Annotated in this window: 27 protein-coding genes and 1 pseudogene; 11 read left to right on the forward strand and 17 right to left on the reverse strand. The window is 68.0% G+C overall.

What is annotated here, in order from left to right; genetic code table 11:
* Positions 1-29 precede the first annotated feature (29 nt).
* Together ACT3CF_RS08640 and ACT3CF_RS08645 are read left to right on the forward strand one after the other, a co-directional pair.
* Positions 30-479: a hypothetical protein gene (locus tag ACT3CF_RS08640; protein ID WP_478421866.1), complete on the forward strand. Its 450-nt coding sequence runs from the start codon at positions 30-32 to the stop codon at positions 477-479.
* A gap of 104 nt (positions 480-583) precedes the next feature.
* Positions 584-1,885 (forward strand): O-acetylhomoserine aminocarboxypropyltransferase/cysteine synthase family protein, encoded by a 1,302-nt coding sequence (locus ACT3CF_RS08645; protein WP_478421940.1) that lies wholly within the window; start codon positions 584-586, stop codon positions 1,883-1,885.
* 102 nt (positions 1,886-1,987) lie between these two features.
* Here the strand turns inward: ACT3CF_RS08645 and ACT3CF_RS08650 are convergent, their stop codons facing one another.
* Entirely contained in the window at positions 1,988-3,127 is a 1,140-nt protein-coding gene (locus ACT3CF_RS08650; protein ID WP_478421868.1) for a hypothetical protein, read from the reverse strand.
* Positions 3,128-3,401: 274 nt separating this feature from the next.
* Positions 3,402-3,887: a MarR family winged helix-turn-helix transcriptional regulator gene (locus tag ACT3CF_RS08655; protein ID WP_478421869.1), complete on the reverse strand. Its 486-nt coding sequence runs from the start codon at positions 3,885-3,887 to the stop codon at positions 3,402-3,404.
* Positions 3,888-3,955: 68 nt separating this feature from the next.
* Here ACT3CF_RS08655 and ACT3CF_RS08660 point away from each other — a divergent pair, with 68 nt between their 5' ends.
* Positions 3,956-4,246 carry a DUF1330 domain-containing protein gene (locus tag ACT3CF_RS08660; RefSeq protein WP_478421871.1) on the forward strand — a complete coding sequence of 97 codons (291 nt, stop codon included), beginning with the start codon at positions 3,956-3,958 and terminating at the stop codon, positions 4,244-4,246.
* Positions 4,247-4,518: 272 nt separating this feature from the next.
* On the opposite strand, the gene ACT3CF_RS08665 is transcribed toward ACT3CF_RS08660, so the two are convergent.
* Both ACT3CF_RS08665 and ACT3CF_RS08670 read right to left on the reverse strand, forming a co-directional pair.
* Positions 4,519-5,313, reverse strand: a complete 795-nt coding sequence (locus ACT3CF_RS08665) for an alpha/beta fold hydrolase (RefSeq protein WP_478421873.1) — start codon at positions 5,311-5,313, stop codon at positions 4,519-4,521.
* Positions 5,314-5,331: 18 nt separating this feature from the next.
* Positions 5,332-6,501, reverse strand: a complete 1,170-nt coding sequence (locus ACT3CF_RS08670; protein ID WP_478421875.1) for an MFS transporter — start codon at positions 6,499-6,501, stop codon at positions 5,332-5,334.
* Positions 6,502-6,603: 102 nt separating this feature from the next.
* On the opposite strand from ACT3CF_RS08670, the gene ACT3CF_RS08675 reads away from it, so the two are divergent.
* Entirely contained in the window at positions 6,604-7,107 is a 504-nt protein-coding gene (locus ACT3CF_RS08675) for a MarR family winged helix-turn-helix transcriptional regulator (protein ID WP_478421877.1), read from the forward strand.
* A 77-nt stretch (positions 7,108-7,184) separates the two neighbouring features.
* On the opposite strand, the gene ACT3CF_RS08680 is transcribed toward ACT3CF_RS08675, so the two are convergent.
* From ACT3CF_RS08680 to ACT3CF_RS08740, 13 genes are all read right to left on the reverse strand, one after another.
* Positions 7,185-7,955 carry an energy transducer TonB family protein gene (locus ACT3CF_RS08680; protein ID WP_478421879.1) on the reverse strand — a complete coding sequence of 257 codons (771 nt, stop codon included), beginning with the start codon at positions 7,953-7,955 and terminating at the stop codon, positions 7,185-7,187.
* Between the two features lie 34 nt (positions 7,956-7,989).
* Positions 7,990-10,149 carry a TonB-dependent receptor gene (locus tag ACT3CF_RS08685; RefSeq protein ID WP_478421881.1) on the reverse strand — a complete coding sequence of 720 codons (2,160 nt, stop codon included), beginning with the start codon at positions 10,147-10,149 and terminating at the stop codon, positions 7,990-7,992.
* Positions 10,150-10,270: 121 nt separating this feature from the next.
* Positions 10,271-10,696, reverse strand: coding sequence for a DUF2946 family protein (locus tag ACT3CF_RS08690; protein ID WP_478421882.1), 426 nt, complete (start codon positions 10,694-10,696; stop codon positions 10,271-10,273).
* Positions 10,697-10,750: 54 nt separating this feature from the next.
* Positions 10,751-11,458: a YoaK family protein gene (locus ACT3CF_RS08695; RefSeq protein ID WP_478421884.1), complete on the reverse strand. Its 708-nt coding sequence runs from the start codon at positions 11,456-11,458 to the stop codon at positions 10,751-10,753.
* Positions 11,459-11,476: 18 nt separating this feature from the next.
* Positions 11,477-12,829, reverse strand: coding sequence for an alginate export family protein (locus ACT3CF_RS08700; RefSeq protein WP_478421942.1), 1,353 nt, complete (start codon positions 12,827-12,829; stop codon positions 11,477-11,479).
* 67 nt (positions 12,830-12,896) lie between these two features.
* Positions 12,897-13,322, reverse strand: a complete 426-nt coding sequence (locus ACT3CF_RS08705) for a DoxX family protein (RefSeq protein WP_478421886.1) — start codon at positions 13,320-13,322, stop codon at positions 12,897-12,899.
* Positions 13,323-13,324: 2 nt separating this feature from the next.
* Complete coding sequence (locus tag ACT3CF_RS08710; RefSeq protein WP_478421888.1) at positions 13,325-14,200, reverse strand: VOC family protein; 876 nt, start codon at positions 14,198-14,200, stop codon at positions 13,325-13,327.
* 239 nt (positions 14,201-14,439) lie between these two features.
* Entirely contained in the window at positions 14,440-16,293 is a 1,854-nt protein-coding gene (locus tag ACT3CF_RS08715) for an amidohydrolase (RefSeq protein ID WP_478421890.1), read from the reverse strand.
* Positions 16,294-16,382: 89 nt separating this feature from the next.
* On the reverse strand, positions 16,383-16,631 hold the full coding sequence (locus ACT3CF_RS08720; RefSeq protein ID WP_478421892.1) for a XapX domain-containing protein: 249 nt from the start codon (positions 16,629-16,631) through the stop codon (positions 16,383-16,385).
* Positions 16,632-16,657: 26 nt separating this feature from the next.
* Complete coding sequence (locus ACT3CF_RS08725) at positions 16,658-17,494, reverse strand: alpha/beta fold hydrolase (protein ID WP_478421894.1); 837 nt, start codon at positions 17,492-17,494, stop codon at positions 16,658-16,660.
* A gap of 88 nt (positions 17,495-17,582) precedes the next feature.
* Positions 17,583-18,242 (reverse strand): hydrolase, encoded by a 660-nt coding sequence (locus tag ACT3CF_RS08730; protein ID WP_478421896.1) that lies wholly within the window; start codon positions 18,240-18,242, stop codon positions 17,583-17,585.
* Between the two features lie 265 nt (positions 18,243-18,507).
* Positions 18,508-19,173 carry a response regulator gene (locus ACT3CF_RS08735; protein ID WP_478421898.1) on the reverse strand — a complete coding sequence of 222 codons (666 nt, stop codon included), beginning with the start codon at positions 19,171-19,173 and terminating at the stop codon, positions 18,508-18,510.
* 91 nt (positions 19,174-19,264) lie between these two features.
* On the reverse strand, positions 19,265-19,855 hold the full coding sequence (locus tag ACT3CF_RS08740; RefSeq protein WP_478421900.1) for a M17 family peptidase N-terminal domain-containing protein: 591 nt from the start codon (positions 19,853-19,855) through the stop codon (positions 19,265-19,267).
* A 233-nt stretch (positions 19,856-20,088) separates the two neighbouring features.
* Here ACT3CF_RS08740 and ACT3CF_RS08745 point away from each other — a divergent pair, with 233 nt between their 5' ends.
* The 7 genes and pseudogenes from ACT3CF_RS08745 to ACT3CF_RS08775 form a co-directional block, all read left to right on the forward strand.
* The gene (locus ACT3CF_RS08745) at positions 20,089-20,760 is read left to right on the forward strand and encodes a Tox-REase-5 domain-containing protein (protein WP_478421902.1); all 672 of its coding nucleotides are present in this window, start codon (positions 20,089-20,091) and stop codon (positions 20,758-20,760) included.
* Between the two features lie 12 nt (positions 20,761-20,772).
* Positions 20,773-21,459 carry an Imm52 family immunity protein gene (locus ACT3CF_RS08750; protein ID WP_478421904.1) on the forward strand — a complete coding sequence of 229 codons (687 nt, stop codon included), beginning with the start codon at positions 20,773-20,775 and terminating at the stop codon, positions 21,457-21,459.
* A gap of 743 nt (positions 21,460-22,202) precedes the next feature.
* Entirely contained in the window at positions 22,203-22,499 is a 297-nt protein-coding gene (locus ACT3CF_RS08755) for a hypothetical protein (protein ID WP_478421906.1), read from the forward strand.
* 189 nt (positions 22,500-22,688) lie between these two features.
* Positions 22,689-22,913: a hypothetical protein gene (locus ACT3CF_RS08760; protein ID WP_478421907.1), complete on the forward strand. Its 225-nt coding sequence runs from the start codon at positions 22,689-22,691 to the stop codon at positions 22,911-22,913.
* Positions 22,910-23,329 carry a hypothetical protein gene (locus ACT3CF_RS08765; protein WP_478421909.1) on the forward strand — a complete coding sequence of 140 codons (420 nt, stop codon included), beginning with the start codon at positions 22,910-22,912 and terminating at the stop codon, positions 23,327-23,329. The genes ACT3CF_RS08760 and ACT3CF_RS08765 overlap by 4 nt, the downstream gene beginning before the upstream one ends.
* Before the next feature lie 531 nt (positions 23,330-23,860).
* Positions 23,861-24,676 carry an ankyrin repeat domain-containing protein gene (locus ACT3CF_RS08770; RefSeq protein WP_478421910.1) on the forward strand — a complete coding sequence of 272 codons (816 nt, stop codon included), beginning with the start codon at positions 23,861-23,863 and terminating at the stop codon, positions 24,674-24,676.
* Positions 24,677-24,782: 106 nt separating this feature from the next.
* A pseudogene (locus ACT3CF_RS08775) lies at positions 24,783-25,189 on the forward strand (hypothetical protein); the annotation flags it as partial.

Consider the following 25,189-nt stretch of genomic DNA (forward strand, 5'->3'; position numbering starts at 1 on the left):
CCCGGTTGCGGGTCGGCAGGAGGGGAGATGTGACCGTGCCGCAGCCCTTTGCCGTCCGGCTGTTTGCCCTGCTCTTTTGCTGTGCGGTCGTGCTGGCGGCGGCGCTGGCCGTGCACAGCACGCGCGGAATGACCTTTGGCTTCGCGCTGGCCCCCGACGCCGCAGCGACGCTGGTCCGGCGGATCTTCGCGATCCGGATGGCGGGGATCGGGCTGGCGGTGCTGCTGATGCTCGGCGTGGTGCTGGCGGGATCGCGCGCGGCGCGGGGGATGCTGCTCGCGCGCTGGTTGCTGGGCATGCTGACGAGCACTGCCTTTCTGAGCGGCACCGGCATGGTGGGCCTTGCCCCCGAACAGGGCATGATGCCGGTCGCCGCCTCGCTCCTCCAGCTCGGGATCGAGGCGGTCGCGATCCTGCTGCTTTACGGCGAGGATGCCGCAGGCTGGTTCGCGCCGGCGCCGCTGCGCCCGCGCGGCTGAGCGGCGCGCCGCTCCACCTTGGCGCGGGCAAAGCAAAATTATCTCCCCTTGGCGGACGCAGGGGCTAGCATGGCCCCCACGACCGTTGACAAGGAGCCATGACGATGACCGACCGCACGCTGCACCCCGAAACGCTTGCGCTGCACGCGGGCTGGCGGGCGGATCCGGCGACGGGGGCGGTGGTGCCGCCGATCTATCAGACGACCTCGTACCAGTTCCGCGACACCGACCACGCCGCCAACCTGTTCGCGCTGCGCGAGCTGGGCAACATCTATACGCGGCTGGGCAACCCGACCACCGACGTGCTGGAACAGCGCATCGCCGCGCTGGAGGGCGGCGCGGCGGCGCTGGCGGTCGCTTCGGGGCAGGCCGCGTCGGCCTATGCCGTCCAGAACCTGGCGCGCGCGGGCGACAATATCGTCAGCGGCACCGACCTGTACGGCGGTACCTGGAACCTGTTCGCCAACACGCTGAAGGACCAGGGGATCGAGGTGCGCTTCGTCGATCCCGCCGATCCGGAAGCATTCGTGCGCGCGAGCGACGAACGCACGCGGGCCTGGTATGTCGAGACGCTGCCCAACCCCAAGCTGATCGTCGCGCCGATCGCCGAGGTCGCCGCGCTCGGCCGGCCGCTGGGCATTCCGCTGATCGTCGACAACACCGCCGCGCCGCTGATCGCGCGCCCGTTCGACCATGGCGCCGCGATCGTCGTCTATTCGACGACCAAATATATCGGCGGGCACGGCACCTCGATCGGCGGCGTGATCGTCGACGGCGGCAATTTCGACTGGGAGGCGTTCCCCGATCGCCAGCCGCTGCTCAACACGCCCGATCCCAGCTATCACGGCGCGGTCTGGAGCCAGGCGGCCAAGCCGCTGGGGCCGATCGCCTATATCCTGCGCGCGCGCACCGTGCTGTTGCGCGACCTGGGCGCCGCGCTGTCTCCCTATAATGCCTTCCAGATCCTGCAGGGGCTCGAGACGCTGCCGCTCCGGATGCCGCGCCATTGCGAGAATGCGGCCAAGGTCGTCGCGTTTCTCGACGCGCGGCCGGACGTCACGCGCGTCATCCACCCCTCGGTCCAGACGGGTATCCAGGCCGAGCGTGCGGCACGCTATCTGCCGCAAGGGCAGGGCGGCCTTGTCGGTTTCGAACTGGCGGGCGGCGGCGCGGCGGGGCGCGCGTTCATCAACGCGCTGAAGCTGTTCTACCACGTCGCCAATATCGGCGACGCGCGCAGCCTGGCGATCCATCCCGCCTCGACGACGCATTCGCAGCTTTCCGCCGAGGAACAGCGCGCGACCGGCGTTTCGGACGGCTATGTCCGCCTGTCGATCGGGCTGGAGCATATCGACGACATCCTGGCGGACCTGAGCCAGGCGCTCGATCAGGCGGCGGCGGGATAGGCGGCGCGAAACCGGGCAGCCGTGTCGGCAGGCGGGCAACTTGCCATCATTGGCGCGACGACGCGCGCGTCAATGATGGCAAGAACGGTGCGCGACTGCCGTTTAATCGCCGCTGAGCGTTTGGACTGCCGCGCCCGCGATTGCGATCAGCAGCGCGGCATCCGTGGTCGCGGGGTCGATCGAGAACGAGCTCTGCATCGGTCCTGCGCCCACGAGCGGCTGGGCGTCGAGCCCCAGCGCGACACCGCTTGCGGCGCTCGCCAGCGTTTCGCAGCGCAGCCAACCGTTCGCGCGCGGCGCTAGCGTCATCAGAACGCGCCGCTTCGGGACGATACTGTAGAGCCGCAGATCGGGCCTATCGGTTGCGCCGATCGTGATGCCGGGCAGATCGGCGGCCGCCAGCGCGTCGAGCAACATATCCCCCGCCGGCGAGAGCAGCGTGCGCAGCCGCGCCATTTCCTCCCCGCCGTCGTCCTCGTCGTCGCTCGCAGCGATATCGGCGCGGGGGGCCGGAGCCGCAGCCGCGGACTGGGCAGCCGGGGACATCGCCGCGATATGGGCGAGCGTCGCCGCTTCGACCATTGCTGGATCGACGGCGGGTCCTTCTTCCCCCGGGGCAACGGGGCTGTTGCAGATCGGTGCGAAGGTGGAGATCAGCGCAGTCTCGGCCGGGCGCAGCCAATGGCTCTTGATCCATGCCTTTGCATCTTTCGCCGCTGCGGTCGGCAGGCTAGCTGCCCAGTCGCGCGGAAGGGGGCAATAGACGAACGAGAGCGCGTCGAGCATCGCGGTCTCGTTCCCGGGGCCCAGCAGATCCCAATGGCGGGCAGCGAAGCGCGCCTTCCGAAATGTGGTGCTCGCGCTTCCGGGCGCCACCAATGCGTGCTGCCGCGAATCGAGTGTCGACAAGTCTTCAGGTAGACAGGCGGCGATGTCTTCGCGAACCGGCCCCTGCAGGCTCATGATGTCGCGCAGGTGGCTGGGGCGGAACTCGCACTTCGGCGAACGCAACGTGTGATGCGTCGCGTGCTTGAACCAGCGTTCGAGTACCGAACCGCCGAAAGGTACCGCAGCATGCCCGGCATAAAGCCCGATGTAGAAGAGCGCACCGTCCAAAAACACGCCGTAGAGCCCGGGGCCCTTGAGCGCCTCTGGCTCGCGTTTCCATTCGGCCCGGATGGCCGCATGCAGGTTCATCCACCGCGGCTTGCCTTCGGGCGCCCCCACGTCGCGCAGCGTCAACAGGTCGCGGGCATGATAGATCGGCATTGATTTTCCCCCACTTCATGCATCGTCGCAAACGAGGCGGCTCTGGCCTGCAAGGACGTGCAACGGCCATCCGGGCAATTCCCCGTCGGCGCAGGGGGATGGCAACTTGGGAATGGATGCGGGAAACCGCTGATGATTCTGTAAACAGCGACCAGGGAAATCCTTGTTGCCCCGCGGCAGGCCGCCTCGGCCCGGTGGCGCCTTCGGCGGCGCGATGCGCAGACCGATTAGGGGGGGGGGCTCCGCGCTATTCGTCCAAACAACCCGGCTGCGCCAGCGCGGCGCCGGCTTCCTGAGCGGCGCAGGCAAGCTGGGACATGACGCTGCCGGCGACACGCGACGCCTCTTCGCCCAGAGATTCGTGCAACCGCGATCGGGCGCGCTCCCACGCGGCGATCGACGCGTCCATCAGCCGGCGGCCGTCATCGGTGAGCGCCAGGCGCTTGCCGGCGCGGCCGCGTCCGCCCTGGCTGTCCACGAGCCCTCGCGCCTCGAGGCTCTTGACGCTGCGGCTGAGCGTGGTGGCGTCGACCCCGGCGCGCGTCGCGAGTTCGGCGAGCGTCGGCGCGTCGCTGCCGCCGATCCCGACCAGCAGGCTGAACTGTTCGGCGGTGATCCCCAGCGGGCGAAAGCACGCATTGTAGTAGCGGGTGAGCGCCCGCGCGGCGACCCGGGCCTGGAAGGCGGGGCATTCGGTTTCAACGCGACGATAGAGATCAGAAGCCCCGGTCATTTGCAGCCCTCGACAAACTCCGACGGAGTTGATAATCATGCATATACATTATTAAAAGGAGCCGCGCCATGCCGGCCTATGTACACGTCAATCTGCGTATAAAGGACCCCGCCAGGCAAGCCGCGCTGGCGCCGCGTTTCCAGTCGGCGCTGGCGGCGGCAGGGGGCCGCATCCTCCATTTCGGGCCGGTGGCCGAGACGCTGGAAGGGGACGTGGCGCCGTTGCCCATCGCCGGCATCTTCGAATTTCCGACGCTGGCGGATGCGCTCGCATTCTATCAATCGCCCGAATACGCGCCGATCAAGGCCGAACGCCACGCGGCGCAGGAGGCGCGAATGTTCGTCGTCGACGCCGGGTGACGCGGCGCGGCGCGGAAGGTCGGGCGCTGGAATGCGCATCGACCCGTGTCCGGACGTGGTGACGGCATCCGCGGCGTTCGTCGGCAGGAATGGATTCCCGGCGGCGGCCTTGCGCCGGCAGGGCGCGTGAGCAGCCCGCCGGTGGTTTCAGCGCGGCTGCGGACGGGCGCTCGTCCGCGACTGTGCATCAACGTCGACAGGTCTGCATGTCGACAGGTCGGCGGACGGCGCGATGGCGGGCCACCTGTCGTCGCGCCGCCCGGCCGCGGATTTCAGCCGAGAAAGTCGAGGAGCAGGTTGGTAAAGGCCTCGGCCTGATCGACATTCGAGATGTGCGCCGCGCCGGCGATCACGCGTGCCCGCCCGTCGCCGGCGCGTTCGGCCATCGACTGGCTGAGCGCCGGCGCCGACATCCGATCCTCGCTGCCCGCGATGAACAGCGACGGCATCGCGAGCGCGCCCAGTTGTTCCGAGCGATCGAAATCGGTGATCCCGCGGGCGACGTGCGCGAGCGAGCGGCCGTCCGCGCTCGCGGCGATGCCGTGCCAGACCTGATAGGTGCGCACGCCCTCGGCCGTCGCGCGAAAATGCGGGGCGACGAGCATCGGCCAATTCTGTTCGAGCCGCGTCACGGGGCCATGCGGCTGTTCGAAGATCGTCGCCCAGCTTTCGGCCATCGCCTTGAACGCCGGGCTGGTCGTGCGGTCGAAGCTGTTGGCGATCACCAGCCGGCCGAAGCGGTCGGGCTGGCGCAGCGCCATCTCGATCGCGACCATGCCGCCGAGCGAGAGCCCGACAAGGTCGAGCCGGTCGACGGCCAGATGGTCGAGCAGCGCGATGCTGTCCGCGGCGATGTCGGCGACGCCGAACGGGGCGGAAAGCCGGCCCGATGCGCCGTGCCCGGCATGATCGGGGACGATCACGCGATAGCCGGCGGCGACGAGCGCGGGCACTTGCGGCGCCCAGGCGCGGCCCGAGTTGCTGATGCCGTGGAGCAGCAGCACCGGCCGCCCCTCGCCAAGGCTGAAATAGTAGTTGGTGCGGCCGTGCACGGTGGAAAAGGACATGGCGTAGCTCCTTGTGGATCAGGATCGGGAAAGCCGGTCGCCGGGCCGCAGCCCGGGGGCGATCAGGGCGAGCAGCAGGCACAGCGCCGCCATCAGCCACCAGGCCGGGGCCAGGTTCGACAGCGACTGGCGGATCACGCCCGCGACAAAGGGAAGGACCGCCGCGAGCAGATAGCCGCCGCCCTGGACGAAGCCGACGATCCGGGCCGCCTCGGCAGGGTCGGCGCCATGATCCATCGCGACGATCAGCCCGAGCGGGAACAGGGCGCCGATGCCGAGCCCCATCATCGCCGCGGCCGGCCAGGCGAGCGGGAGCGGCGCGAGGCAGAGACAGAGCAGCCCGGCGAGCAGCGCGCCGATCGCGGCGAAGATCATCGGCCGCCGGTCGCGCCAGCGCCCGACGCCGAGCGAGACGAGGCTGCCCGCGACAACCTCGGCAACCGTCACCGCGGCGAGCAGCGCCCCCGCCGCGGGCGCGGTCCAGCCGAGACCGGTATAATAGGGCGGCAGCCAGGCGAGGACGAGCGTATAGGCACTGGTCCCCAGCCCGAAAAAGGCGAGTAGCTGCCAGGCGCGGGCGCGGCGCCAGAGCGTGTCGCGCGGCGGCATCGCAGCGGGCGGCATCGCGCCCGCGTCGCGCGTGGCGCCCCACCACAGCGCAACCGCGGCGAGCGCCATCAGCGACCAGATGCCGGTCGCCGCGGGCCAGCCATGGCCGGCCGCGAAGCGCGGCGCGGCAAAGCTGGCGATCGCGGCACCGCCCATGATCGCGGTCGAGTAAAAGCCCATCATCGCCGCGGTCCCCGCCCCGGCCCGATGGCGGATCACCGCGGGAACGAGCGCCTGCACCACGGCGATTCCGAGCCCGCTGAGCAACGCGGTGAGCAGCAGCGTCGCGACGCCGGGCCATTGCCAGCGCGCCAGCGAGGCAAGCGCGATCGCGGCGAGGCCCAGCCCGACTCCCAGCCGATCGCCGAGCAGCGCGCGCAGCCGGGCGGTGCCGAGGAGGCAGAGCCCCATCAGCAGCACCGGCAGGCTGGTCAACAGGCTGGCGGCCGTGTCGCTCAGGCCGGTGTCGTGCTGAATCGGATCGAGCAGCGGCCCGATCACGGCGAGGGTGGGGCGCAGGTTGAGGCCGAGGAGCAGGATCGCCGCCGCGAACGACAGCCGACCCGGGGAGCGGGGCATGCGATACTCCGGAACTGGGCGCCATTGCGACGGCGCCGGGATCTGATATAGCTCTACGTAGAGATAAAATGTCTCTACGTCAAGATAGTTGGGGATTGGGGAATGGACCGGGCGCAACGAGCTGCCGAACAATGGGCGCGCGAGCGGCCCGATCTGGACACCGGACCGATGCTGATGCTCGGCCGGCTCGCCGAGGCGGCGCTGCTGACCGCGCGCGAGCGGATCCACCCGTTGTTCGCCGAACACGGCCTGCAGCCAGGCGAATTCGACGTGCTGGCAACGTTGCGCCGCAGCGGCGATCCCTATGCGCTGACCCCGACCGAGCTTTACGAGACGGCGATGATCTCGTCCGGCAGCATGACGCACCGGATCGACCGGCTGGAAAAGGCCGGGCTGGTCGAACGTCGTCCCAACCCGGCCGATCGGCGGGGGACGCTGGTGGCGCTGACCGCGGCGGGGCTGTCGCTGATCGACGGGCTGGTCGACCGGCACGTCGCCAACCAGCAGCGGATCGTCGCCGGGCTGACGGCGAGCGAACGCGCGCAGCTCGCCGCGCTGCTCGGCAAGCTGCTCGCGACGCAGGGGGAGGCGGCGGGCGACCGATGAATACGCGCCGCCGACGTGCCTGCTGATCGAGCGGCGCAGTCATGTGCCCGGCGGCTCGATGCCTGAGCGGCAGCCCCTCAATCGAAGCTGAAGTCGATGGCGAACAGGCCGGGGCCGAGCGCCGCGGGCGGGGCGGGCATCGGTGCGGCGCGGGCGACGGTGCGGAGCGCCAGCCGGTCGAGCAACGCGGTGCCGCTGCTGCGGTCGATCACCACGCCGCTGACCTGACCCGTCGCATCGACGGCGAAGCGGACGCGTGCGACGCCCGGAAGGTTGAGCCCGCGCGGGCGGCGGGCGGCGATGTGCTGCCAGAGCTGACGGGCATAGCGCGCGCGGAGGGCTGCGGCCTCGTCGCCGCGCGCCGGGGCCGTGGGCGGTTCGGCGGCGGCGGCGGCGGGTGCCGGTGCCGGGCGTGCCGCTGGGGCCGGCGGGGGCGGTGCAGCGACGGCGCCGGTCGGCGCTGCCGCCGCGACCGGAATAGCGGCTGCAGGCGCGACGGCGGCTGTCGCGACGACCGGCGACGGGGCGATGCCGGCGGCGGGGCTGGGCCGGGCGATCCTTTGCGCCGCTACGGCATGGCGCGCGGGGGCAGGCGCTGCGGGCGCCGGTGCCGGCAGCGCGAAGAGCCGGAGCGGCCGGGGCGGTGCGGGCGGCGGCGCGGCGGCGGCGTGCGCGAGCAGCCCCGCCGCGACGAGCGCGCTGACGAGCGCGCCCGCCCCGCCGCCGCCGATCCAGCGCCGGTGCGGCGGCGGGCGATAGCGGCCCCCGCCGGACCCGGCCCCGGGCGCCGACGACGCGGCGCGCACGCGGCCGCCCGGCGCCGATGCCGCCGGACTGGCCGACGGCATGGCGACGACGGACGCCCCCGCAGGGGCGCCGGGCTCAGAAGCGCTTGCTGAGCGATACATTGACGCTGCGTCCGCGCCCCGGCACCGGGCGCAGCACGCCCGTTGCCTTGCGATCGCCCAGCGACACGCCGCCGAGCGGGAGCGCATAGGCCTTGTCGAACAGGTTCGTCACATCGAGACCCAGCCGGAAACCGGCGAGCTGATAGCCCGCGCCGATATTGGCGAGGACATAGCCGTCGGTGCGCGGCTCGTTACGCGTCGGATCGACGCGATCCTTGTCCGCCACGCCCTCGACCTCGACCCGCGCGTCGATCCCGTTCCCGCCGGCATAGCGCAGCGCGACCTTCGCGTTGAACGGCATCTGATGGTAGAGCGGATCGTGGTCGGCAAGGTTCTGGCCGCGCGCCCAGCTGAGGCCGGTTTCGAGCCGGAGCGCGTCGGTGCCGGTCTTGACCAGATCGACCGAGCCGGACAGGTCGACGCCATAGAAATGCGCCTCGCGATTGGCGAACTGGAGCTGGACGAACCCGCTGGGGCGACCGTTCTGCATGAAATCGGCGAGCTTCACCGCGTCGATATAGTCGGCGACATGGGTGAAATAGGGGGCGATCCGCAGCGTCCAGCCGCGTTTGCCCGGGCCGGTGAGGACCATCGCCGCACTGACCGTATCGGCGCGTTCGGGCTTGAGATCGAGATTGCCGACATAGCCGTTGCCGTCCCCGAACCAGCCGATCATCTTGCTGGCCATCGCGCCGCGACCCCAGCTGTAGCGTTCGTAGAGGTTGGGCGAGCGGACCTTGTGCGCATAGCCGAGTTCGAGCGTCAGCCCCGCTGCGGCGCGATAGCTGGCGATCGCCGATCCGCTCCAGTTGCTGTCGTGGCGGCTGCGGTCGCGCGCATTGAACGCCTGGGCGGCGGCGACATCGGCCATCTGCATCATGCCGGTGCCATAGGGCGCGACGACACCGGTGTTCATCCACACCTGATCGTTGCGCACGCCGATCGTCGTGGTGACGGCGTCGCTCCACACCGCCTCCCACTCGGCAAAGCTGCCCAGCCGGTCGCGATGCGCGGCGTTGATGTTCACGAAGGTGTTCGGCCCCATCATCATGCTGCCCGCGACCGGCGGCCACCATTCGTTGAGCCATTGATGGTGGAGTTCGCTGCCGACGCGCAGCGTGTCGCGCGACGAGAGCGGCACCGACACGGCAAGGCGATAGCCCGCCGTGTGCCCTTCGCCCAGCATCGGCATTCCGCCCGTCGCGGTGCCGCCCTTGTCGGCGAGGAAGTTCATCTCGTGATCGGTGTCGCGATACTGGACGGTCAGGTCGACCTCGCCCCAGCCGAACACGCCCTGATAGCGGCCGTTGAGGAACCACGACCGATTGTCGGTCATGTCCATATACTGGTTGGGAAAGCCTTCGCGCGCCGCGCGCTGGATCCCGCCGCGCAGCGTGAACAGGCCGAGGCCGGTCTGCGCGGCCAGCGTCAGCGCATGATCGGTCTTTTCATATTCGCTCGACCGCACGACGCCGTCGTTGCCGCCGCCGCGATAATTGTCGGCACGGGCATAGCTGCCGTCATAGCCGAGGCTGAGCCTGGCGGTCGCCACGGTCACATTCGCCGCGGCCCCGGCCGCGTCGTCGTTCGAGCGGTAATAGGCCGAAACCCGCCCCTTCACGAGCGTCGCGCCCTGGCCTGCAAAGGCGGGTTCGCTGGTCGTCACGGCGATCGCGCCGCCGATCGTGTCGCCGCCCATCCGCACCGGCGTCACCCCCGTCAGCACCGAAAGCCGCGCCACCGATTGCGGATCGGTATAGGACAGCGGCGGGTTCATGCTGTTCGGGCAGACCTCGTCGATCTTCACGCCGTCGACGAGGATCGCGATGCGCGTGCTGTCGAGCCCGCGGATCACCGGCAGGCTGGAAACGCCGCCGCCCGCGGCGGCGTCGACGCCGGGGATTTCGGCCAGCAGCGCGGCGGTGTCGCCGCCGGTCGCGCGGCGCGTGGCGAGATCGGCGCGGACGAGCGATTGCGCCCCCGCATCCGATTCGACCGCGACAGGCGGAAGCAGCGTCGCCGGCTGTTCCTGCGCCCGGGCCGTTGCGGGAAGCGCGGCAGCGAGCAGTGCGGTGCCGCCGAGCAGCAGCGGGCGAAGCGCGGCCGAACGGCGGCGCGCGTTGAAAGTCATCATCAATCCAGGGTCCATCTTGCTGGGCGCCGCGCCCAAAGCGTTCGCGCAGCGCCGGTCTGTGCGCGCGGGCAGGCGGCGCCCCGCAACGGCGAGGCGGCCCGATCCCGCGGGGTCGATCAGGTCAGACGACGGTCAGCGATGGCGGTGCGCGGCTGGGCGGCGGCGGCGCGGGCAGGCCCAGCCCGGGCTGGACGCGCGCGGCGCGGCGCGGCGCCGGAACCGCGCGCGGATAGATGACGGCCGGCGCCGGTTGCGGCAACAGCTCGGGAAGCTGTTGCGGCGCCTGGTGCGCGGCGAAGGGGCAGTTTTCGCGCGGATCGCGCGTGCCGGGATCGGGGCGGTGGCCCTGCCCGTCATCGGGCAGCACCATCGCGATCTGGCGCACGCCCGCGCCGTCGCCGTGACAGATCGCCACGACGATCGAGTTGTCGGCCGCGCGGGCGGGCATGAAGCCGGGCGGGATCGCCGCGGACAGGGCAATCGCGAGCAGCGCAAGCACGCGCAGCACCCATGCGATTCCCCCGGTGCGGACTTTGCCCAGTTCCATCGCGCCGCGCTAGGCGCGGCCGTGCGGCACGGCAATACGCAACGCTACGAAGGGTTAGGCCTGATGCGGCCGGGCAGCGGCGGGGTGGCGCGTGCACGCGATCGTGCCGCCCAGCACGAGCGCGGCGGCGAGCGCGAGCGGCGGGGCGAGGCCGTGGTGCGTCACCAGCCACGCGCCCGCGAGCGCGCCGAGGAAGATCGTTCCCAGCGCGGCCAGCCGCCGCGCCTGGTTGGGCGCTGCCCCGCCCGCGAACCGCGAATCGGCGGCGATGCCGGTGAGCGTCAGCGTGAGCACGGTGGTGGTGAGATCGGGCACCTTCAGCTGTCGGATCGTCGCGTTGCGAAAGCCCATCGCCACCGCGGTGAGCGCGATGATCGCGAGCGTGTCGCCCCCGCCCGCGAACGCCGCGCTGCCGCTGCGCGCCGCCACGAGCGCGGCGGCGGCGAGCAGGGCCGCCTCGATCGCCGCCGCGATCCTCAGCCAGTGGCGCAAGGGATTGCCGCCGAGCCGCTGGCCCGTTCGCCCGGCGACGAGCGCGCCGAGGAAAAAGGCGCCGAGCGCGACCAGATAGGGAGTTACCGAAAATCCCGGCGTTCCCGCCGCGGCGAAGCCGAGGAACACGATGTTGCCGGTCATGTTCGCGGTGAACACCTTGCCGAGCCCGAGCACGCTGACCGCGTCGACGAGCCCGGTCGTGACCGAAAGGAGCAGCAACAGGCCGGGGAGCGGCGATGCGGATGCCGGGGGTGGGGACGTGGACATGGCGGCCTCCTGATGATGCTAGAAGCGGAAACTGGTTTCGGCACCGGTCATCCAGATCGGACGGCGCGTGCCGGTGTCGCGCAGAAAGCCCCCGGGCACGAACCGCGAGAGGGAGGCGGACAGCGCGAGTTCGGGCGTCGCGGCCCAGGATATCGCGCCTTCGATCTGCTTGCCGATGAAACGGGCGCGGCTGGTCCCGGGCGCGCGGAGCAGGTTGCCGGGGATGTCGTACACCCCGTCGGCGGCGGCGTAGCGCCAAAAGGCGTTGGCGGCGATGCTGGCGGAGACGCCGCCGCCCAGCGTGCCCGCGATGCGCGGGTTGAGGTTGATCAGGTTGTACGGCCCGACCGGCGAGAGTTCGCCGAAATACTTGCCCTTGGGAAACAGCGCGTTGAACGTGCCCAGACGCCTGTCGCGGGCATCGCCGTCGCCGCTGATGATGTTGAAGCGCAGCACCGCATCGGGGGCGAAGGGCAGGTTCGGGAGCGTGCGGCCGAGTTCGGTGCCGAGCGTCCAGGCGGCGATCGGCCCGTCGGCGAAGCGGCCGAACTGGGCGACGCCCTCGACATTCCAGTGCCAGTCGTCGCGGGTGCCATAGACGCGCGCGCCGAGGCTGTGGCGCAACTCGCGGCCGGTGCGGGCGCCGAAATGCGCGGTGCGGTTGCGATAGCCGAGATAATAGAGGTCGATCCCCGGCAGCACGGCATAGGCGCCCCACAGCGTCTTCGTCGGCGAGGTGCGATCGTCGAAGGTGCCGCCGCGCGGTGCCACCGGGGCGACGGCGAGCAGGCTGATCTTGGCCCGGCCGACCGCCACGATCCCGCGCACGCCGTCAAAGGCCAGCGGCACATTGGGGCCGTAGCGCGTGCCGATCAGCCGCTCGGTGCCCAGCGACAGCATCTGGCGCCCGCCGCGCAGGGTGACCGCGCCGAGATCGAGTTCGGCAAAGCCCTGGAGCAGGTCGGTGCGGGTCTGATCGACCGGGCCCGCGGCGGGGCGGACACCAGCGGCATAGGCGAGGATCGGCTGGGCGAAGGCGCGCAGCGGTCCGACATGGAGATCGGCATAGGGCAGCACGCGGGTCCAGAGATACGCGTCGTCCGGAGAGGCGGCGTTGCCGAGGGCGTTGTTCGTAAAGGATTCGCTGCGCAGCCGGACTTCGACGCCGGCGGAGAGCCATGCGTCGCCGCCGAGCGGGATGTATTTGAACGGCCCGGTCCAGTGGTGGGCGCGCTTCGCGGCGTCGGCGAGATCGGACCAGTTCTCGTCATAGCGGGTGATGCTGAGCGTCGGCGCCTGCCAGGCTTCGCGGGCGGGGGTGGGGGAGGTCTGTCCTGCTCCCGTAGCCGTCGGCATGACCCGGGCGGGCATGGCCGCGGGTGGCGTGGCGGGAGCAGCCTGAATCGGGAGCGCACCCACTGCCACTGCCGCGGCGAGGCTAACCACGCCGCTTCGCCTGCTCCGCCACCAGCGCCGCCAGGACGAAGCCGCCGATCAGGCCGAGATGCTCGAAGAACGCGTTGGTTGCGCCGAACCGCTCGGGGCCCGGCGGCATCGTCCAGAAGGTGTTGGCGGTGAAGGCGGCGAGTAGCGTGAACACCCCCAGCATCCCCGCCCCCAGCCAGATCCACCGGCCGGTGAGGATCAGCACCGGCCCGACCAGTTCCACCGCGATGGTCAGCGCCGCCCAGAAGGCAGGCGGGTGCATGCCGAAATGCGCCTGCTCCGCCACCGCGCCCGGCCAGTCGGTGAGCTTGACCAGCCCGCCGAGCAGGTACGCGCCGACCAGCAGCAGCCGGGCGAGAAACCAGGTCGGCCGCCAGTCGAGAATGGCGTCGACGAAGCGCGGATCGGGCGTATCCATGGTCACTTGCCCGCGGGGCTGTGGATCTCGGCGATATAGCCGCCGGGGAAGCGCACGATCGCCGCACGGCCGCCGGCTGCGGCATAAGGCTGCACCAGCGTTTCCACGCCGGCGGCCTTGGCCTTGGCGAGCGTCGCGTCGAGATCGGGCACGGCATAGCCGGTCATGTCGCGGCCATAGGGCCAGGGCAGCAGGCCGTCGGTGACGAACACCACCATCTTGCCATAGCCGCTGGTGATCGAGATGCGGCGGATCGTCTTGCCGGGCTCACCGACCTCGGCGCCGGGTGCGGTGCGGTCATCGGCGGTGACCTTGCCGTGCGCATAGCCAACCCAGCTCTTCACGAAGCGATCGGCGACGTCTTGCGTCAGGTAGATGCGGTTCTCGGGCACCGTCTCCAGCGGCGTGTAGCTCGGCTTGGTGGTGTGCCAGTAGATCTGCATGTTCACCCCGCCTGGCCACTGGATCAGCGAATCGCGGCCGATCGGATCGGGGAAGGTGACCAGCCGTCGGACGGCGCCGTGCTGCACGGCGGCCTTCACCGCGGCGTCGATGTCGGTCACCAGATAGCCGGTGCGCTCGTCGCCGAACGGGAACGGGATCGGCGTCTTGAACCCGAACACCGAGACGGTGCCGGCGGGGGTCAGCACCAGCTGCGACTTGGTGAGGCTGGTGGTGGGCGTCACCTGGAACACGCCCTGCTTGCTGGTCGTGCCGCCGAAGGTCGCCTGGAAGCTGGTGACGAAGCTGTCGAACTGGTCTTCCGGCACATAGACGTGCGTGGTGTCGTATTGCGGGCCGACCGAATAGTCGGCGCTCTGCTGGGCGAGCGCCGGCGTGGCGACGACGAGGGCGGAGGCGAGGAGGAAGAGGCGCATGGCGAAACTCCTGAGGGAATGAAAAGGGCGGGGTGCTGCCCACCACATTCCTCCCCCAGCTTGCTGGGGGAGGGGGACCATGTGCGCGAGCACATGGTGGAGGGGTCGCCGCGGCACGCGGCGGTGATCGCTGGCGTGGATGGCAGACCGCGCCTGACGGCGCGGCCCCTCCACCACGCCGCTGCGCGGCGCGGTCCCCCTCCCCTGCATTCGCAGGGGAGGATTGATGCACACCAGCATCACACCGCCCAGCAGCCGCAGCCGAGCGCACCCCAGAAGCTCTGGACATCGGCGGCGGGCACCTGCGCACCCAGCGCGGCGGCATGGTCGTGGCCGTGGACCGAGCAGCTGCTGTGGCAGGCGCAGGCCGAGGCAAGCTGCGCGCGCGTCTCGGGCGACTGGTGATAGCCGCCGAAGGTCGCGACCGGCGACCAGTCGGGCATCGGCCGGGGCAGCGCGGGCGCGAGCGGGGCATAGTCGCCCTCGCCATGCACCACCTGCCCGCCGAGCAGCGTCAGCACCGAGCGGATATGGACGATCTGGTCCTCGGGCACCGAGAAATAGTCGGCCGAGAGTACCGCCAGGTCGGCGAGCTGGCCGGCCTTGATCTGGCCCTTCTTGCCCACCTCGTTCGAGAACCAGGTATTCTCGTGCGTCCACATCGCCAGCGCCTTTTCGCGGCTGACGCGGTTGGCGCCCGGATAGAGCTTGAGCCCGCCGACGGTGCGGCCGGTCACCAGCCAGCTGAGCGACACCCAGGGATTGTAGCTCGCCACGCGCGTCGCATCGGTGCCCGCGCCCACCGGCAGACCGGCGGCGAGCATCTTGGCGATCGGCGGGGTACGCTCGGCCGCCTTGGCGCCGTAGCGCTCGACGAAATATTCGCCCTGATAGGCCATGCGGTGCTGCACGGCGATGCCGCCGCCCAGTGCCGCGATGCGATCGATGTTGCGGTCGCTGATCGTCTCGGCATGGTCGAAGAACCAGTGGATGCCGGTGAGCGGAATGTCGCGGTGGACCTTCTCGTACACGTCGAGCGCGCGGCCGATCGTCTCGTCATAGGTCGCGTGGAGGCGCCACGGCCAGCGATGCTCGGCGAGCAGGCGGATCACCGGCTCGAGATCGCCTTCCATGTTCGGCGGCATGTCCGGCCGGGCGACGCGGAAATCCTCGAAATCGGCGGCGGAATAGACCAGCATCTCGCCCGCGCCATTGTGGCGATAGCTGTCGTCGCCCTGCCCCGGCGTCACCTGCTTCACCCAGCCGGCGAAATCGGCCAGTTCCTCCTTGGGCTTCTGGGTGAACAAATTGTAGCTGATCCGCACGGTCAGCTGGCCGTCGGCATGCAGCTTCTCGATGATCGCATAATCATCGGGATAGTTCTGGAAGCCGCCGCCCGCGTCGATCACGCCGGTGACGCCCAGGCCGTTCACTTCGCGCATGAAGTGGCGGGTGGAATTGAGCTGATACTCCTCCGGCAGCTTGGGGCCCTTGGCCAGCGTCGCATAGAGGATCGTCGCGTTGGGCCGGGCGAGCAGCAGGCCGGTGGGATTGCCCGCGGCATCGCGGACGATCTCGCCACCCGGCGGGTTCGGCGTGTCCCTGGTATAGCCCACCACCCGCAGCGCGGCGGCATTGAGCAGCGCCCGATCGTAAAGGTGGAGGATGAAGACGGGCGTGTCGGGCGCGACGGCATTGAGCTCGTCGATCGTCGGCAGCCGCTTCTCGGCGAACTGGTGCTCGGTGAAGCCGCCGACCACGCGCACCCATTGCGGCGCCGGCGTGTTGTCGACCTGGCGCTTGAGCATCGCCATTGCGTCCGCGAGCGTCGGCACGCCGTCCCAGCGCAGCTCCATGTTATAGTTCAGGCCGCCACGGATGATGTGCATGTGGCTGTCGATCAGCCCCGGGATGACCCGGCGACGATGCGCGTCGATCACCTGCGCTTGCGGGCCGGCGGCGGCGCGGACCTCGGCCTCGCTGCCCACCGCAAGGAACTTGCCGTCGCGGATCGCGATCGCTTCGGCCACCGGGTTTTCCCGGTCGAGCGTCGTCACCCGGGCGTTGACGAGGATCAGGTCGGTGGCGGGCATGCGGGCGTTCCTTGCGAAGAGCGGGGTGGGCAGCAGCGCGCCGGCGGCGGTGGCGCCGGCGGCGGCGAGGGTCTGGCGGCGGGTTAGGCTCATGCCCGGTCGTCGGGCTTCTTGGCCGGATGCCCGAGGACCTGCTCGGCGCAATCGGTGCGGAGGTATGCGACGACGTCGTGACCGGCGAAGAGCCGCTTCGCCAGCGGCACCGCCTGCTCACCGACAAGGATGCCGAGCAGGCCGATCAAGGCGATCATGGGCGGCGCCGGCGACTTCACGCCGAGGAGGCTGTAGATGACGCCGACCAGCAGACCGACGGCGAGCGAGATCAGATAGGGCTTCATCTGCAGATCCTCCCCGGCGCGTTCGATCAGCCGCGCACGAAGGCGAGCAGGTCGGGGTTGATCACGTCGGCATTGACGGTGAGCATGCCGTGCGAGAAGCCCGGGTAGATCTTCAGCGTCGGGTTCGGCAGCAGCTTGGCCTGAAGCTCGGCACCCTGATGGTAGGGCACGACCTGGTCGTCGTCGCCCGCGAGCACCAAAGTCGGCACCGTCATCGCCTTGAGGTCTTCGGTCTGGTCGGTTTCGGAGAAGGCCTTGATGCCGTCATAATGGGCCTTGGCGCTGCCCATCATGCCCTGACGCCACCAATTGTCGATCACGCCCGGATAGACCTTCGCGCCCTCGCGGTTGAAGCCGTAGAAGGGGCCGGCGGCGACATCGCGGAAGAACTGCGCGCGGTTGTCCGCGGTGCCCTTGCGGAAGCCGTCGAACACTTCGAGGGGGAGGCCGTTCGGATAGGCCTCGGTCTTCGCCATGATCGGCGGCACCGCCGCGACCAGCACCGCCTTGGCGACGCGCCCCTGCGGGATGCCGTGCTGCGCGACATAGCGGGCGACTTCGCCGCCGCCGGTCGAGTGGCCGATATGCACGGCGTTGCGCAGGTCGAGATGCTCGGCGACGGCAGCGGCGTCGGCGGCATAGTGATCCATGTCGTGCCCGTCGCTCACCTGCTCCGAACGGCCATGGCCGCGGCGGTCATGCGCGACGACGCGGAAGCCGTTCGCCAGGAAGAACAGCATCTGGGCGTCCCAGTCGTCCGACGAGAGCGGCCAGCCATGGTGGAACATGATCGGCTGGGCGTCCCTGGGGCCCCAGTCCTTGAAGAAGATCGAAACGCCGTCCTTGGTCGTGATCGTGCTCATCTGAAAGCTCCTCGGGTGGAAGGAAGGGTGGGGTGGCCCGGCCGCGTTTCGGGGGGAGGCAGGGGCGGGACGCGGCCGGGCCGGAGGATCAGTGGCCGCCCTCGGAAGCGCCGAACATCGTCTTGGCGTAGGTGACGCCGAGGCCGTAGGCGCCCGCCCACTGCTTCGCGATGCCGGTGGTGGAGTCGTAGGTCTCGGCCCGCGCCCAGTCGCGCTGCAGCTCGAGCAGATACTGGAGTGCGGTCATCGGCACCGCGCCGAGCTGGATCATCCGCTCGACCGCGCGCTCATGCGCCTCGGTCGAGATGTCGCCGCACGCGTCGGTGATGACATAGGCCTCGAAGCCCTGGTCGATCGCCGAGGCGACGGGGCCGACGATGCAGACGCTGGTCCACAGGCCCGCGAACACGAGGCGCGGCTTGGCGATGCGGTTCACTTCCGCGATCACCGCGGCGTCTTCCCAGGTGTTCATCGAGGTGCGGTCGAGCAGCTTCTGGCCGGGAAACGCGTCGGTCACTTCGCTGAACATCGGGCCGGAGAAGCTCTTTTCCGCGACCGTCGTCAGGATCGTCGGCACGTCGAACGCGCTGGCGGCGCGGGCGACCAGCCCGGCATTGTTGCGCAGGATCGTCGCGTCGATCGACTTGGTCGCAAAGGCCATCTGCGACTGGAAATCGATCAGGATCAGGGCGTGGTCCTGGGGCGAAATCAGCGATTTGCCGGGCGTGGCGGTGGCGGTGATCGTCATGGTGGCAGCTCCTTGGTGGCCGGTGTCCGGCAGCGATGGGGACAGACTAGTCCGTTCGCGTTTTCCGGGAATGCGGATAAAGTCTTGCGCGCCGTTCTGAATTTTCGAAAAGCCGGGCGGCCGACGCGGCCTTGCCGACGGGCATTGTCGTACCCGGCGGCGCGCCGCCGCGTCTTGGACGGGAATGATGCGAAGCGCGGCGGATCGACACGAAGCGCCGCGGTTCCGGACGGCGCGGCGGGGCGGCGCATGCCCCGCCGCGGCATCAAAGCTCGATCAGCCCGCGCTTGGCCGCCAGCGTGACGGCGTGGGTGCGATCGTTGACGCCCAGCTTGGCGAACAGCGTCTTCATATAGCCCTTCACCGTTTCGTCGGACAAAGCGAGACGCGCCGCGATCTGCTTGTTCGAATTGCCCCAGGCGGCGAGCGTCAGCACCTCGACCTCGCGATCGGTGAGCGCGTCGTCGAGAACGTGGAGCGCGATCGCGGTGGCGACCGACGCGTCGAGATGCTTGCCGCCATGGTGGACCGAGCGGATCGCGTCGAGGAGCTGGTTGCGCAGGCTCGCCTTGAGCAGATAGCCCGTCGCGCCCGCGCGCAACGCCTTGATCGCGCGGGCGTCGCCCGAATAGGTGGTGAGGACGAGGATGCGCGCATCGGGGGCCGCCGCCTTGATCGCGGCGATCGCGTCGACGCCCGACATGTCGGCCATCTGAAGGTCCATCAGCACCACGTCGGGGCGCAGCCGGGCATGTTCGGCGATCGCTTCGCGGCCGCCGTCCGCCTCGCCGACGATCGTCATGTCGGCCTGGGTCTCGATCACGGCGCGCACGCCCTCGCGCAGCAGGACATGGTCGTCGACGACGAGGATGCGGATCGGCGAACGCGCGACGCGTGCCGTGGCAAGGCCGCTGGAAACGGTGCTGGGCATGGCGCGCGCAAATCCCCTCTTTGGCGGCTGGGCGGCAGTGTAGCGCAGGATGCGGCGCGACGCACCCCGGCATGGCGCGCCGCGGCGGCGGCTAGGCGCGGCGGCGGAGCGCCTGGGCGAGCGCGGCGGCGGTGGCGGCGGCGTGGCCGTTGCGGATGTCGAACGTCCAGCCGAGCGCGCGGCCGGGGGGCAGGCCGCCCTGGGCATCGAGCGCGGCGAGCGCGCCGTCCATCATCGCGGCGGCCGCCGGGCCGACCTGATCGGCGGGAAGGTCGAGGTCGGACCAGCCGAGCAGGCAGGCGACGCTTTCGGCGCGCACGCGCAGCGCCGCCGCCATCGCCAGCCCCGCCAGCGCGCCCAGCATCGCCGCATCGCCCGCGCCCGCCGGCCCCAGCCCGAGCAGCAACAGGAGCGGCGCGAGGATGGGCGGCGGCGGCCGGGTGAGCATGAGCGTTTCCCCCGGGAAACCCGTGAAAATCCCGCCCGCCTGCAGCCGCGACAGCGTGCCGTGGAGCGCGCGGTCGAGCGCCGCCGCACCGCCGCGCGGGGGCGCGGAACCGGGCGGAAAATCGGGCATGGCGACGACGAGCAGGTCGACCGCGGCGGTGGCGACATCGAGCTGGGCGACGTGAAAATCGACCCCGCGCCGATGGCCGATCGGGCGGGGGGCGGACATGGCCATGGCGGCTCCGGATGGCGCGAGAGGGGCACCCTGTATGCGCCCAATGGCGTGCAGATCGTGTCGTTGGCGCGCGCTTTTTGGCAAATCGCGGCAAAATCGGCGGCGGAACCCGCAGTTCGGCGCACGAAACGCGCCGTTCGGGGAAACACGATGGCGGGGCGCCGATTCCCGGATCGAACCGCGGTCGGCGCGGGAGGGGGGCGCTCGCTTTTGAGCAGGTCGACCTCCCCATTATGGACTTCACCGGCGGTATGGTCGGGGGAGCGGCGGTCGCGGCAGGCGGATCGATACTGGCCGGCGGTTATGCCGGTTTGACCGCGTTCGGCATCAACATTACCTTCGATGGTCTCTCTTCGGGCGTGACGGGCTCGGGGATACGCGGCGCAGCGGGCGGACAGAACACGATCGCGACCTTCGCGACGGATGTCGCCTATGGCGCGGGAGGTCCGGGGATTCTGCGCGCGGCATTTGCCGCGGGCGGATTGGCCCTGTCCCGCATTGGCGCCGGCGGTGCCAATGCCGCAGAGAGTGTTGGTCCCGGCGCGTGGCGCACGGTCAATGAGGCGATGTCTGGCCGGGCCGCAGCATATCAGTCGCAGATCACCGGACGCGCGGGCCAAAGCTACCTTGTGGATGGGGTCAAATTCGACGGGTTTGAAGCGGGCGCTCTTCTCGATGCGAAGGGTCCGGGCTATGCTACCTTCGTAAAGAATGGCGAGTTCAGGAGCTTCTTCCGAGGACAGGATAGCTTGCTTGATCAGGCGCAACGCCAAGTTGCGGCAGCGAGGGGTGCGCCTATTACGTGGCACGTTGCAGAGCCCTCGGCTGCTGACGCGATGCGAACTCTACTGAGCACCAACAGAGTGAAAGGAATTACAGTTGTTCACACGCCGGTCGCTCCATGAGAGAACTGAATCATGATGAAGTTTTTGCTCGGAGCATATTGGGATGAACGTCCTGATAGCTTGGAAAAATGCACTGAAGATGCGGGGCGATTTTTTGCGGGCCTTGCCGAGATCGATCCGCTTTTGGCGCATTGGTATGAGCGGGGGCGATCACGCAAAGATGCTTTGGAGAGGAAGGTCGACACCTCTGACACCCAGAAACTTCAGGACCTTCTCCTGAAGGGCAGGAATCGGCGCGATGTCGGGCGTGAGGTCATCGACGAACTTGGTTTTAAGCTGAGCCTCTGGAATGGAGCCAATGATGAGGAGGCCGAGGCGTCCGTAAGCGTGCATTGTGGCGCCTATAGCGAGCGCGTCGGCAACAACGTCCTCATCGATCTTCCCTATCAATCCGAGGGCGTGAAATGGGTCGAGAATGCTAGCTCGCTCCTGACGCTGGTTGCCGAAATCTGGCGACCAAAATGGGCTGGGATCATGTCGAAAAAAGCCATGCGCGAACGGGATTTTGACGGCGATCAACCGTTCGTGGACTGGATGGTGTATGTGCCTCGTCCGGTTGAATCGGTAGCGCCGCCTAGCCGTGTTGAAGCGCTAAATGGCTTGGGGTCGATCGTCGTTGTGCAGCCTGACCCGCCAGTTGGAAATGGCGGCGAGGAGTCGTCTCGCATCCGGCAGGTTGAGCGACTTTTAGCCGCTTAGGGGGCGGAAGGTGAAAGCCAGATAAAGGCAGTGCCTCCCAGGCACTGCTAAGTTGCTGTCTGCACATCGTTATTTAGAGAGACAGGCGGCGCGGCGAGCGAGACTCCAGTGCCGTTTTCGGTGCCGGATCGGCGCTAAGCGCTTGAATCTCTTCCCCCTTTAGCTGCTCGTCGTTGGAGACATGGGCGTGCGGGAGGAGTTGCTGGTCGTATGGCGAGATAAAAGAGGCGCCGGCTGTTGGGTCGTATGTAGCTGATTTTACAGCGTGAATTAAGCCAGCCAGTGCGCGGTGCGGCTGGCACTTCTGCGATATTATCCAATGAAAACAATCGCCGAGGGGCTGGCAGGCGTAATGTAGCGCGCTGCCGGCGTTGTCAGGTGGCCGCGCGTGCCGCGCAGCCAGGTCGCTGCCGCTCCCGCTGCGCCTTCGGCCCAGCCAATGCGGATCGATACTGGCCGGCGGCTATGCCGGTTTAACCGCGTTCGGCATCGACATTACCCTTGACGGTCTCTCTTCGGGCGAGACGACTACAATCATGTGCGGCCGCATAGCGGTATAGGCGGGCTGACGCCCGCCGATGCCGCCAAGCGCGTTGTGCAAACCCACCCGCAAGGGCATCCTGGCAGCCCCGGACTCTACTTATGAGTGGAGGAGAAAAGGGGAGCACGTCACCAGGCGTCTTTGAGATTGGTGTCACCAAAGACGGCGTTATCGACCACCGCTTTTTTAGGCCGGACAAAAAATGACCGAACTTTCTCTCGTGATTGACGGAATGCTCTCTGGAACCGGTATCAGAGATGCCGCCAATGGCGGCTATCTGGAGCCGAACGAGATAGGCTTATCGGAAGCGTTGGGGCGCAGAATAGGCCTATGGCAATCGGCCTATGAGGATGCGCACTTCCATCAATACGAAGATAAAGATAAAAATGAAGCGCTCGATCGCGAGGGCTTAGAAATAGCGCGCGCAGTCCGTGCTGAAATTCCCCAGGCAGAAGTGGGATATTTCTCAAGCGCCAATCTGTCCGAAATAAACCTATAGCGGCGATTAATCGCCGCAGACAGTGGAGTCCTTCCCAGCGGCATTGGCGGCACCGGTGCGGCATACAACAAGGCGACGGGTCAGGGGCTCTATGTTCTTCGCGATGAGCTGGGGAATGTTCGATATATCGGCCGTGGCGACGCGCCCGCTCGCATCTCCACGCACGCAGATTCGATCGACAAGCGCGAATTGATCGGCGAGGTTTTGTACACGAATAATCTGACCAAGGCTCAAGCGAAGGGGCTTGAGCAGCGCCTTATCGGTGAGTTTGGGGGAGCGCAGTCGCACGTGCCGAACACGCCGTTATTGAACAAGATCAATTCGTATAGCTCGGCAAATCCCAATGCCCCGCTATACCGCGACGCGGTTACAGATGCCCTTTGGCAGGACGCTTTGAAGAAAGTCGGACGATGAGCAAAAATATCGAGGGAAGCCTGGTCGCAATACCAACGGAAGTTGGAGTGGGTGTTGCGAAGGTCATCTTTCTGTCAGAATATTTTGCGGATACGATATGCCTGAAGCTCTACAAAAAGCTTCTGCCGGACGCCGCGTCAATCGGGCCGAATGACTTTTCTGGGCCGTTCGATTTATATTACACAAGCCTAGACGGCTTCAAAAAGAAGCGCTGGACGATCGTTGCGAATGAGCCGGTATCCGATGATGAGAAGGCATTGACCCGCAGAACGTCCGGGGGCGAAATCTGGGTAGAAGATACGCATCTGGGGACCGCGACAGATGCTGATCTAGCCGCACTTCCGAAGATGCTGACTCACGGATTTAAGCTGATCGAGAAGTATGTGGGGCGCTATCCAGTTACGGTATCAGGGTGATCGCAACGGAATTTAAGAAGGCGAGATAAAAGAGGCGCCGGCTGTTGGGTCGTATGTAGCTGATTTTACAGCGTGAATTAAGCCAGCCAGTGCGCGGTGCGGCTGGCACTTCTGCGATATTATCCAATGAAAACAATCGCCGAGGGGCTGGCAGGCGTAATGTAGCGCGCTGCCGGCGTTGTCAGGTGGCCGCGCGTGCCGCGCAGCCAGGTCGCTGCCGCTCCCGCTGCGCCTTCGGCCCAGCCAATGCGGATCGATACTGGCCGGCGGCTATGCCGGTTTAACCGCGTTCGGCATCGACATTACCCTTGACGGTCTCTCTTCGGGCGAGACGACTACAATCATGTGCGGCCGCATAGCGGTATAGGCGGGCTGACGCCCGCCGATGCCGCCAAGCGCGTTGTGCAAACCCACCCGCAAGGGCATCCTGGCAGCCCCGGACTCTACTTATGAGTGGAGGAGAAAAGGGGAGCACGTCAAGTCTTGTCCTCTCTATGGTATCGGCAGAATCACTAGGGCGCAGGGGATCAGATGAGCTTCATGGACAGGAAGGGCAAATGGCTATGGTTGGCGACAGCACCGTTGGTCCCCGCATCTTTATGGGCGTGCGGCGTGACTGAACATCGCTTCAAGGGATTCACGGCTGGAGAGTATTTTGCCGATACCCGGCTAGTGGCATTGGCCAAGGCCGGATGCGAGGGAGACGCGGGGGGAGTTAAGCGGCTCGCTGGCGAGGGTGTCGATGTCAACGGCGCCGGCAAGAACAAGATGACGCCATTGATCTGGGCGATCCACTGCCGGAACATCGCCGGCGTGAAGGCGCTGCTCGAAGCTGGTGCCAATCCCAATCAGAAAGACAATATCGGGCTGACCCCGTTCCTGATCGCGATCGAATATGACGATCAGGCAATGCTCGGCACGCTGATCGATCACAAGGCCAATCTCTATGAGATAGGTCCCGGAGATGACTCGGCTATCGGGGTAGCGTTCGATTACGGCTTCCACGAAAATAAGTGGAAAAACTATTATCTTCTGCTCGATCGCGGGGTCGATATCAATCATGTATATGGCCGCGAGTTGCCTAATCTGCGTGGAACTACGATCGCCCTTCACGCAGTCAGGCTGGGCCGCTTCGACAAGGCAATCGAGCTGCTCGAGCGCGGCTACAACCGCGATCTTGGCGAACTCGCCGTCGCGATGCATATCCACCAAACGGCCCGTGACTTGCCGGCTTGGGACTACAAGCAGAAGCTGATCGCGATGCTGAAGGAACGCGGCGTTCCCTATGACAAGCTCTCGCGGGAATTCGATGCCGGCGACCGAACACCGCATTTCGAACAATACTGACCTTTCCGGTAGGGTGATAATGCCGGCCAAGCGGGTGCCGCATAGCCGCCTGTTGGGTCGTATGTAGCTGATTTTACAGTGTGAATTAAGCCGGCCAGTGCGCGGGGTGGCGACGGGGATCCAGGACAGCTTCAGCTGGGAAGGGGTTGCGCTGTCGGCGATCGGCGGCGGGGTGGGGGCGGGGCTTGGCCAGATCGGCGGAGCGGTCGGCAAGGTCCTCAACGCCAACGGGTTCGTCAGCGGCGCGGTGCGGGGCGTGGTGGGGAGCGCGATCACGCAAGGGATCGGGGTGGTGACGGGGCTGCAATCGAAGTTCGACTGGGTCGGGGTTGCGGCCGCGGGCGTGGCGGGGGGGGTGTCGAGCGAGATCGGGCTGAAGGGCTTTGGCGGGGCGGTGGTGCGCAACGCCGCCGCCGGCCTGGCGGGCGCCGCCACGCGCAGCCTGCTCGACGGCACCGACTTCGGCGACAACATCCTCGCCGCACTGCCCGACGTCATCGGCGGTACCATCGG

The sequence above is a fragment of the Sphingomonas chlorellae genome (genome assembly GCF_056485145.1).

Excerpts from the sequence above, each read along its gene's own strand:
- ACT3CF_RS08645 (WP_478421940.1), top strand. The coding sequence starts at position 584 with ATGACCGACCGCACGCTGCACCCCGAAACGCTTGCGCTGCACGCGGGC.
- ACT3CF_RS08655 (WP_478421869.1), bottom strand. The coding sequence starts at position 3,887 with ATGACCGGGGCTTCTGATCTCTATCGTCGCGTTGAAACCGAATGCCCC.
- ACT3CF_RS08660 (WP_478421871.1), top strand. The coding sequence starts at position 3,956 with ATGCCGGCCTATGTACACGTCAATCTGCGTATAAAGGACCCCGCCAGG.
- ACT3CF_RS08665 (WP_478421873.1), bottom strand. The coding sequence starts at position 5,313 with ATGTCCTTTTCCACCGTGCACGGCCGCACCAACTACTATTTCAGCCTT.
- ACT3CF_RS08670 (WP_478421875.1), bottom strand. The coding sequence starts at position 6,501 with ATGCCCCGCTCCCCGGGTCGGCTGTCGTTCGCGGCGGCGATCCTGCTC.
- ACT3CF_RS08675 (WP_478421877.1), top strand. The coding sequence starts at position 6,604 with ATGGACCGGGCGCAACGAGCTGCCGAACAATGGGCGCGCGAGCGGCCC.
- ACT3CF_RS08680 (WP_478421879.1), bottom strand. The coding sequence starts at position 7,955 with ATGCCGTCGGCCAGTCCGGCGGCATCGGCGCCGGGCGGCCGCGTGCGC.
- ACT3CF_RS08685 (WP_478421881.1), bottom strand. The coding sequence starts at position 10,149 with ATGATGACTTTCAACGCGCGCCGCCGTTCGGCCGCGCTTCGCCCGCTG.
- ACT3CF_RS08690 (WP_478421882.1), bottom strand. The coding sequence starts at position 10,696 with ATGGAACTGGGCAAAGTCCGCACCGGGGGAATCGCATGGGTGCTGCGC.
- ACT3CF_RS08695 (WP_478421884.1), bottom strand. The coding sequence starts at position 11,458 with ATGTCCACGTCCCCACCCCCGGCATCCGCATCGCCGCTCCCCGGCCTG.
- ACT3CF_RS08700 (WP_478421942.1), bottom strand. The coding sequence starts at position 12,829 with ATGCCCGCCCGGGTCATGCCGACGGCTACGGGAGCAGGACAGACCTCC.
- ACT3CF_RS08705 (WP_478421886.1), bottom strand. The coding sequence starts at position 13,322 with ATGGATACGCCCGATCCGCGCTTCGTCGACGCCATTCTCGACTGGCGG.
- ACT3CF_RS08710 (WP_478421888.1), bottom strand. The coding sequence starts at position 14,200 with ATGCGCCTCTTCCTCCTCGCCTCCGCCCTCGTCGTCGCCACGCCGGCG.
- ACT3CF_RS08715 (WP_478421890.1), bottom strand. The coding sequence starts at position 16,293 with ATGCCCGCCACCGACCTGATCCTCGTCAACGCCCGGGTGACGACGCTC.
- ACT3CF_RS08720 (WP_478421892.1), bottom strand. The coding sequence starts at position 16,631 with ATGAAGCCCTATCTGATCTCGCTCGCCGTCGGTCTGCTGGTCGGCGTC.
- ACT3CF_RS08725 (WP_478421894.1), bottom strand. The coding sequence starts at position 17,494 with ATGAGCACGATCACGACCAAGGACGGCGTTTCGATCTTCTTCAAGGAC.
- ACT3CF_RS08730 (WP_478421896.1), bottom strand. The coding sequence starts at position 18,242 with ATGACGATCACCGCCACCGCCACGCCCGGCAAATCGCTGATTTCGCCC.
- ACT3CF_RS08735 (WP_478421898.1), bottom strand. The coding sequence starts at position 19,173 with ATGCCCAGCACCGTTTCCAGCGGCCTTGCCACGGCACGCGTCGCGCGT.
- ACT3CF_RS08740 (WP_478421900.1), bottom strand. The coding sequence starts at position 19,855 with ATGGCCATGTCCGCCCCCCGCCCGATCGGCCATCGGCGCGGGGTCGAT.
- ACT3CF_RS08745 (WP_478421902.1), top strand. The coding sequence starts at position 20,089 with ATGGACTTCACCGGCGGTATGGTCGGGGGAGCGGCGGTCGCGGCAGGC.
- ACT3CF_RS08750 (WP_478421904.1), top strand. The coding sequence starts at position 20,773 with ATGATGAAGTTTTTGCTCGGAGCATATTGGGATGAACGTCCTGATAGC.
- ACT3CF_RS08755 (WP_478421906.1), top strand. The coding sequence starts at position 22,203 with ATGACCGAACTTTCTCTCGTGATTGACGGAATGCTCTCTGGAACCGGT.
- ACT3CF_RS08765 (WP_478421909.1), top strand. The coding sequence starts at position 22,910 with ATGAGCAAAAATATCGAGGGAAGCCTGGTCGCAATACCAACGGAAGTT.
- ACT3CF_RS08770 (WP_478421910.1), top strand. The coding sequence starts at position 23,861 with ATGAGCTTCATGGACAGGAAGGGCAAATGGCTATGGTTGGCGACAGCA.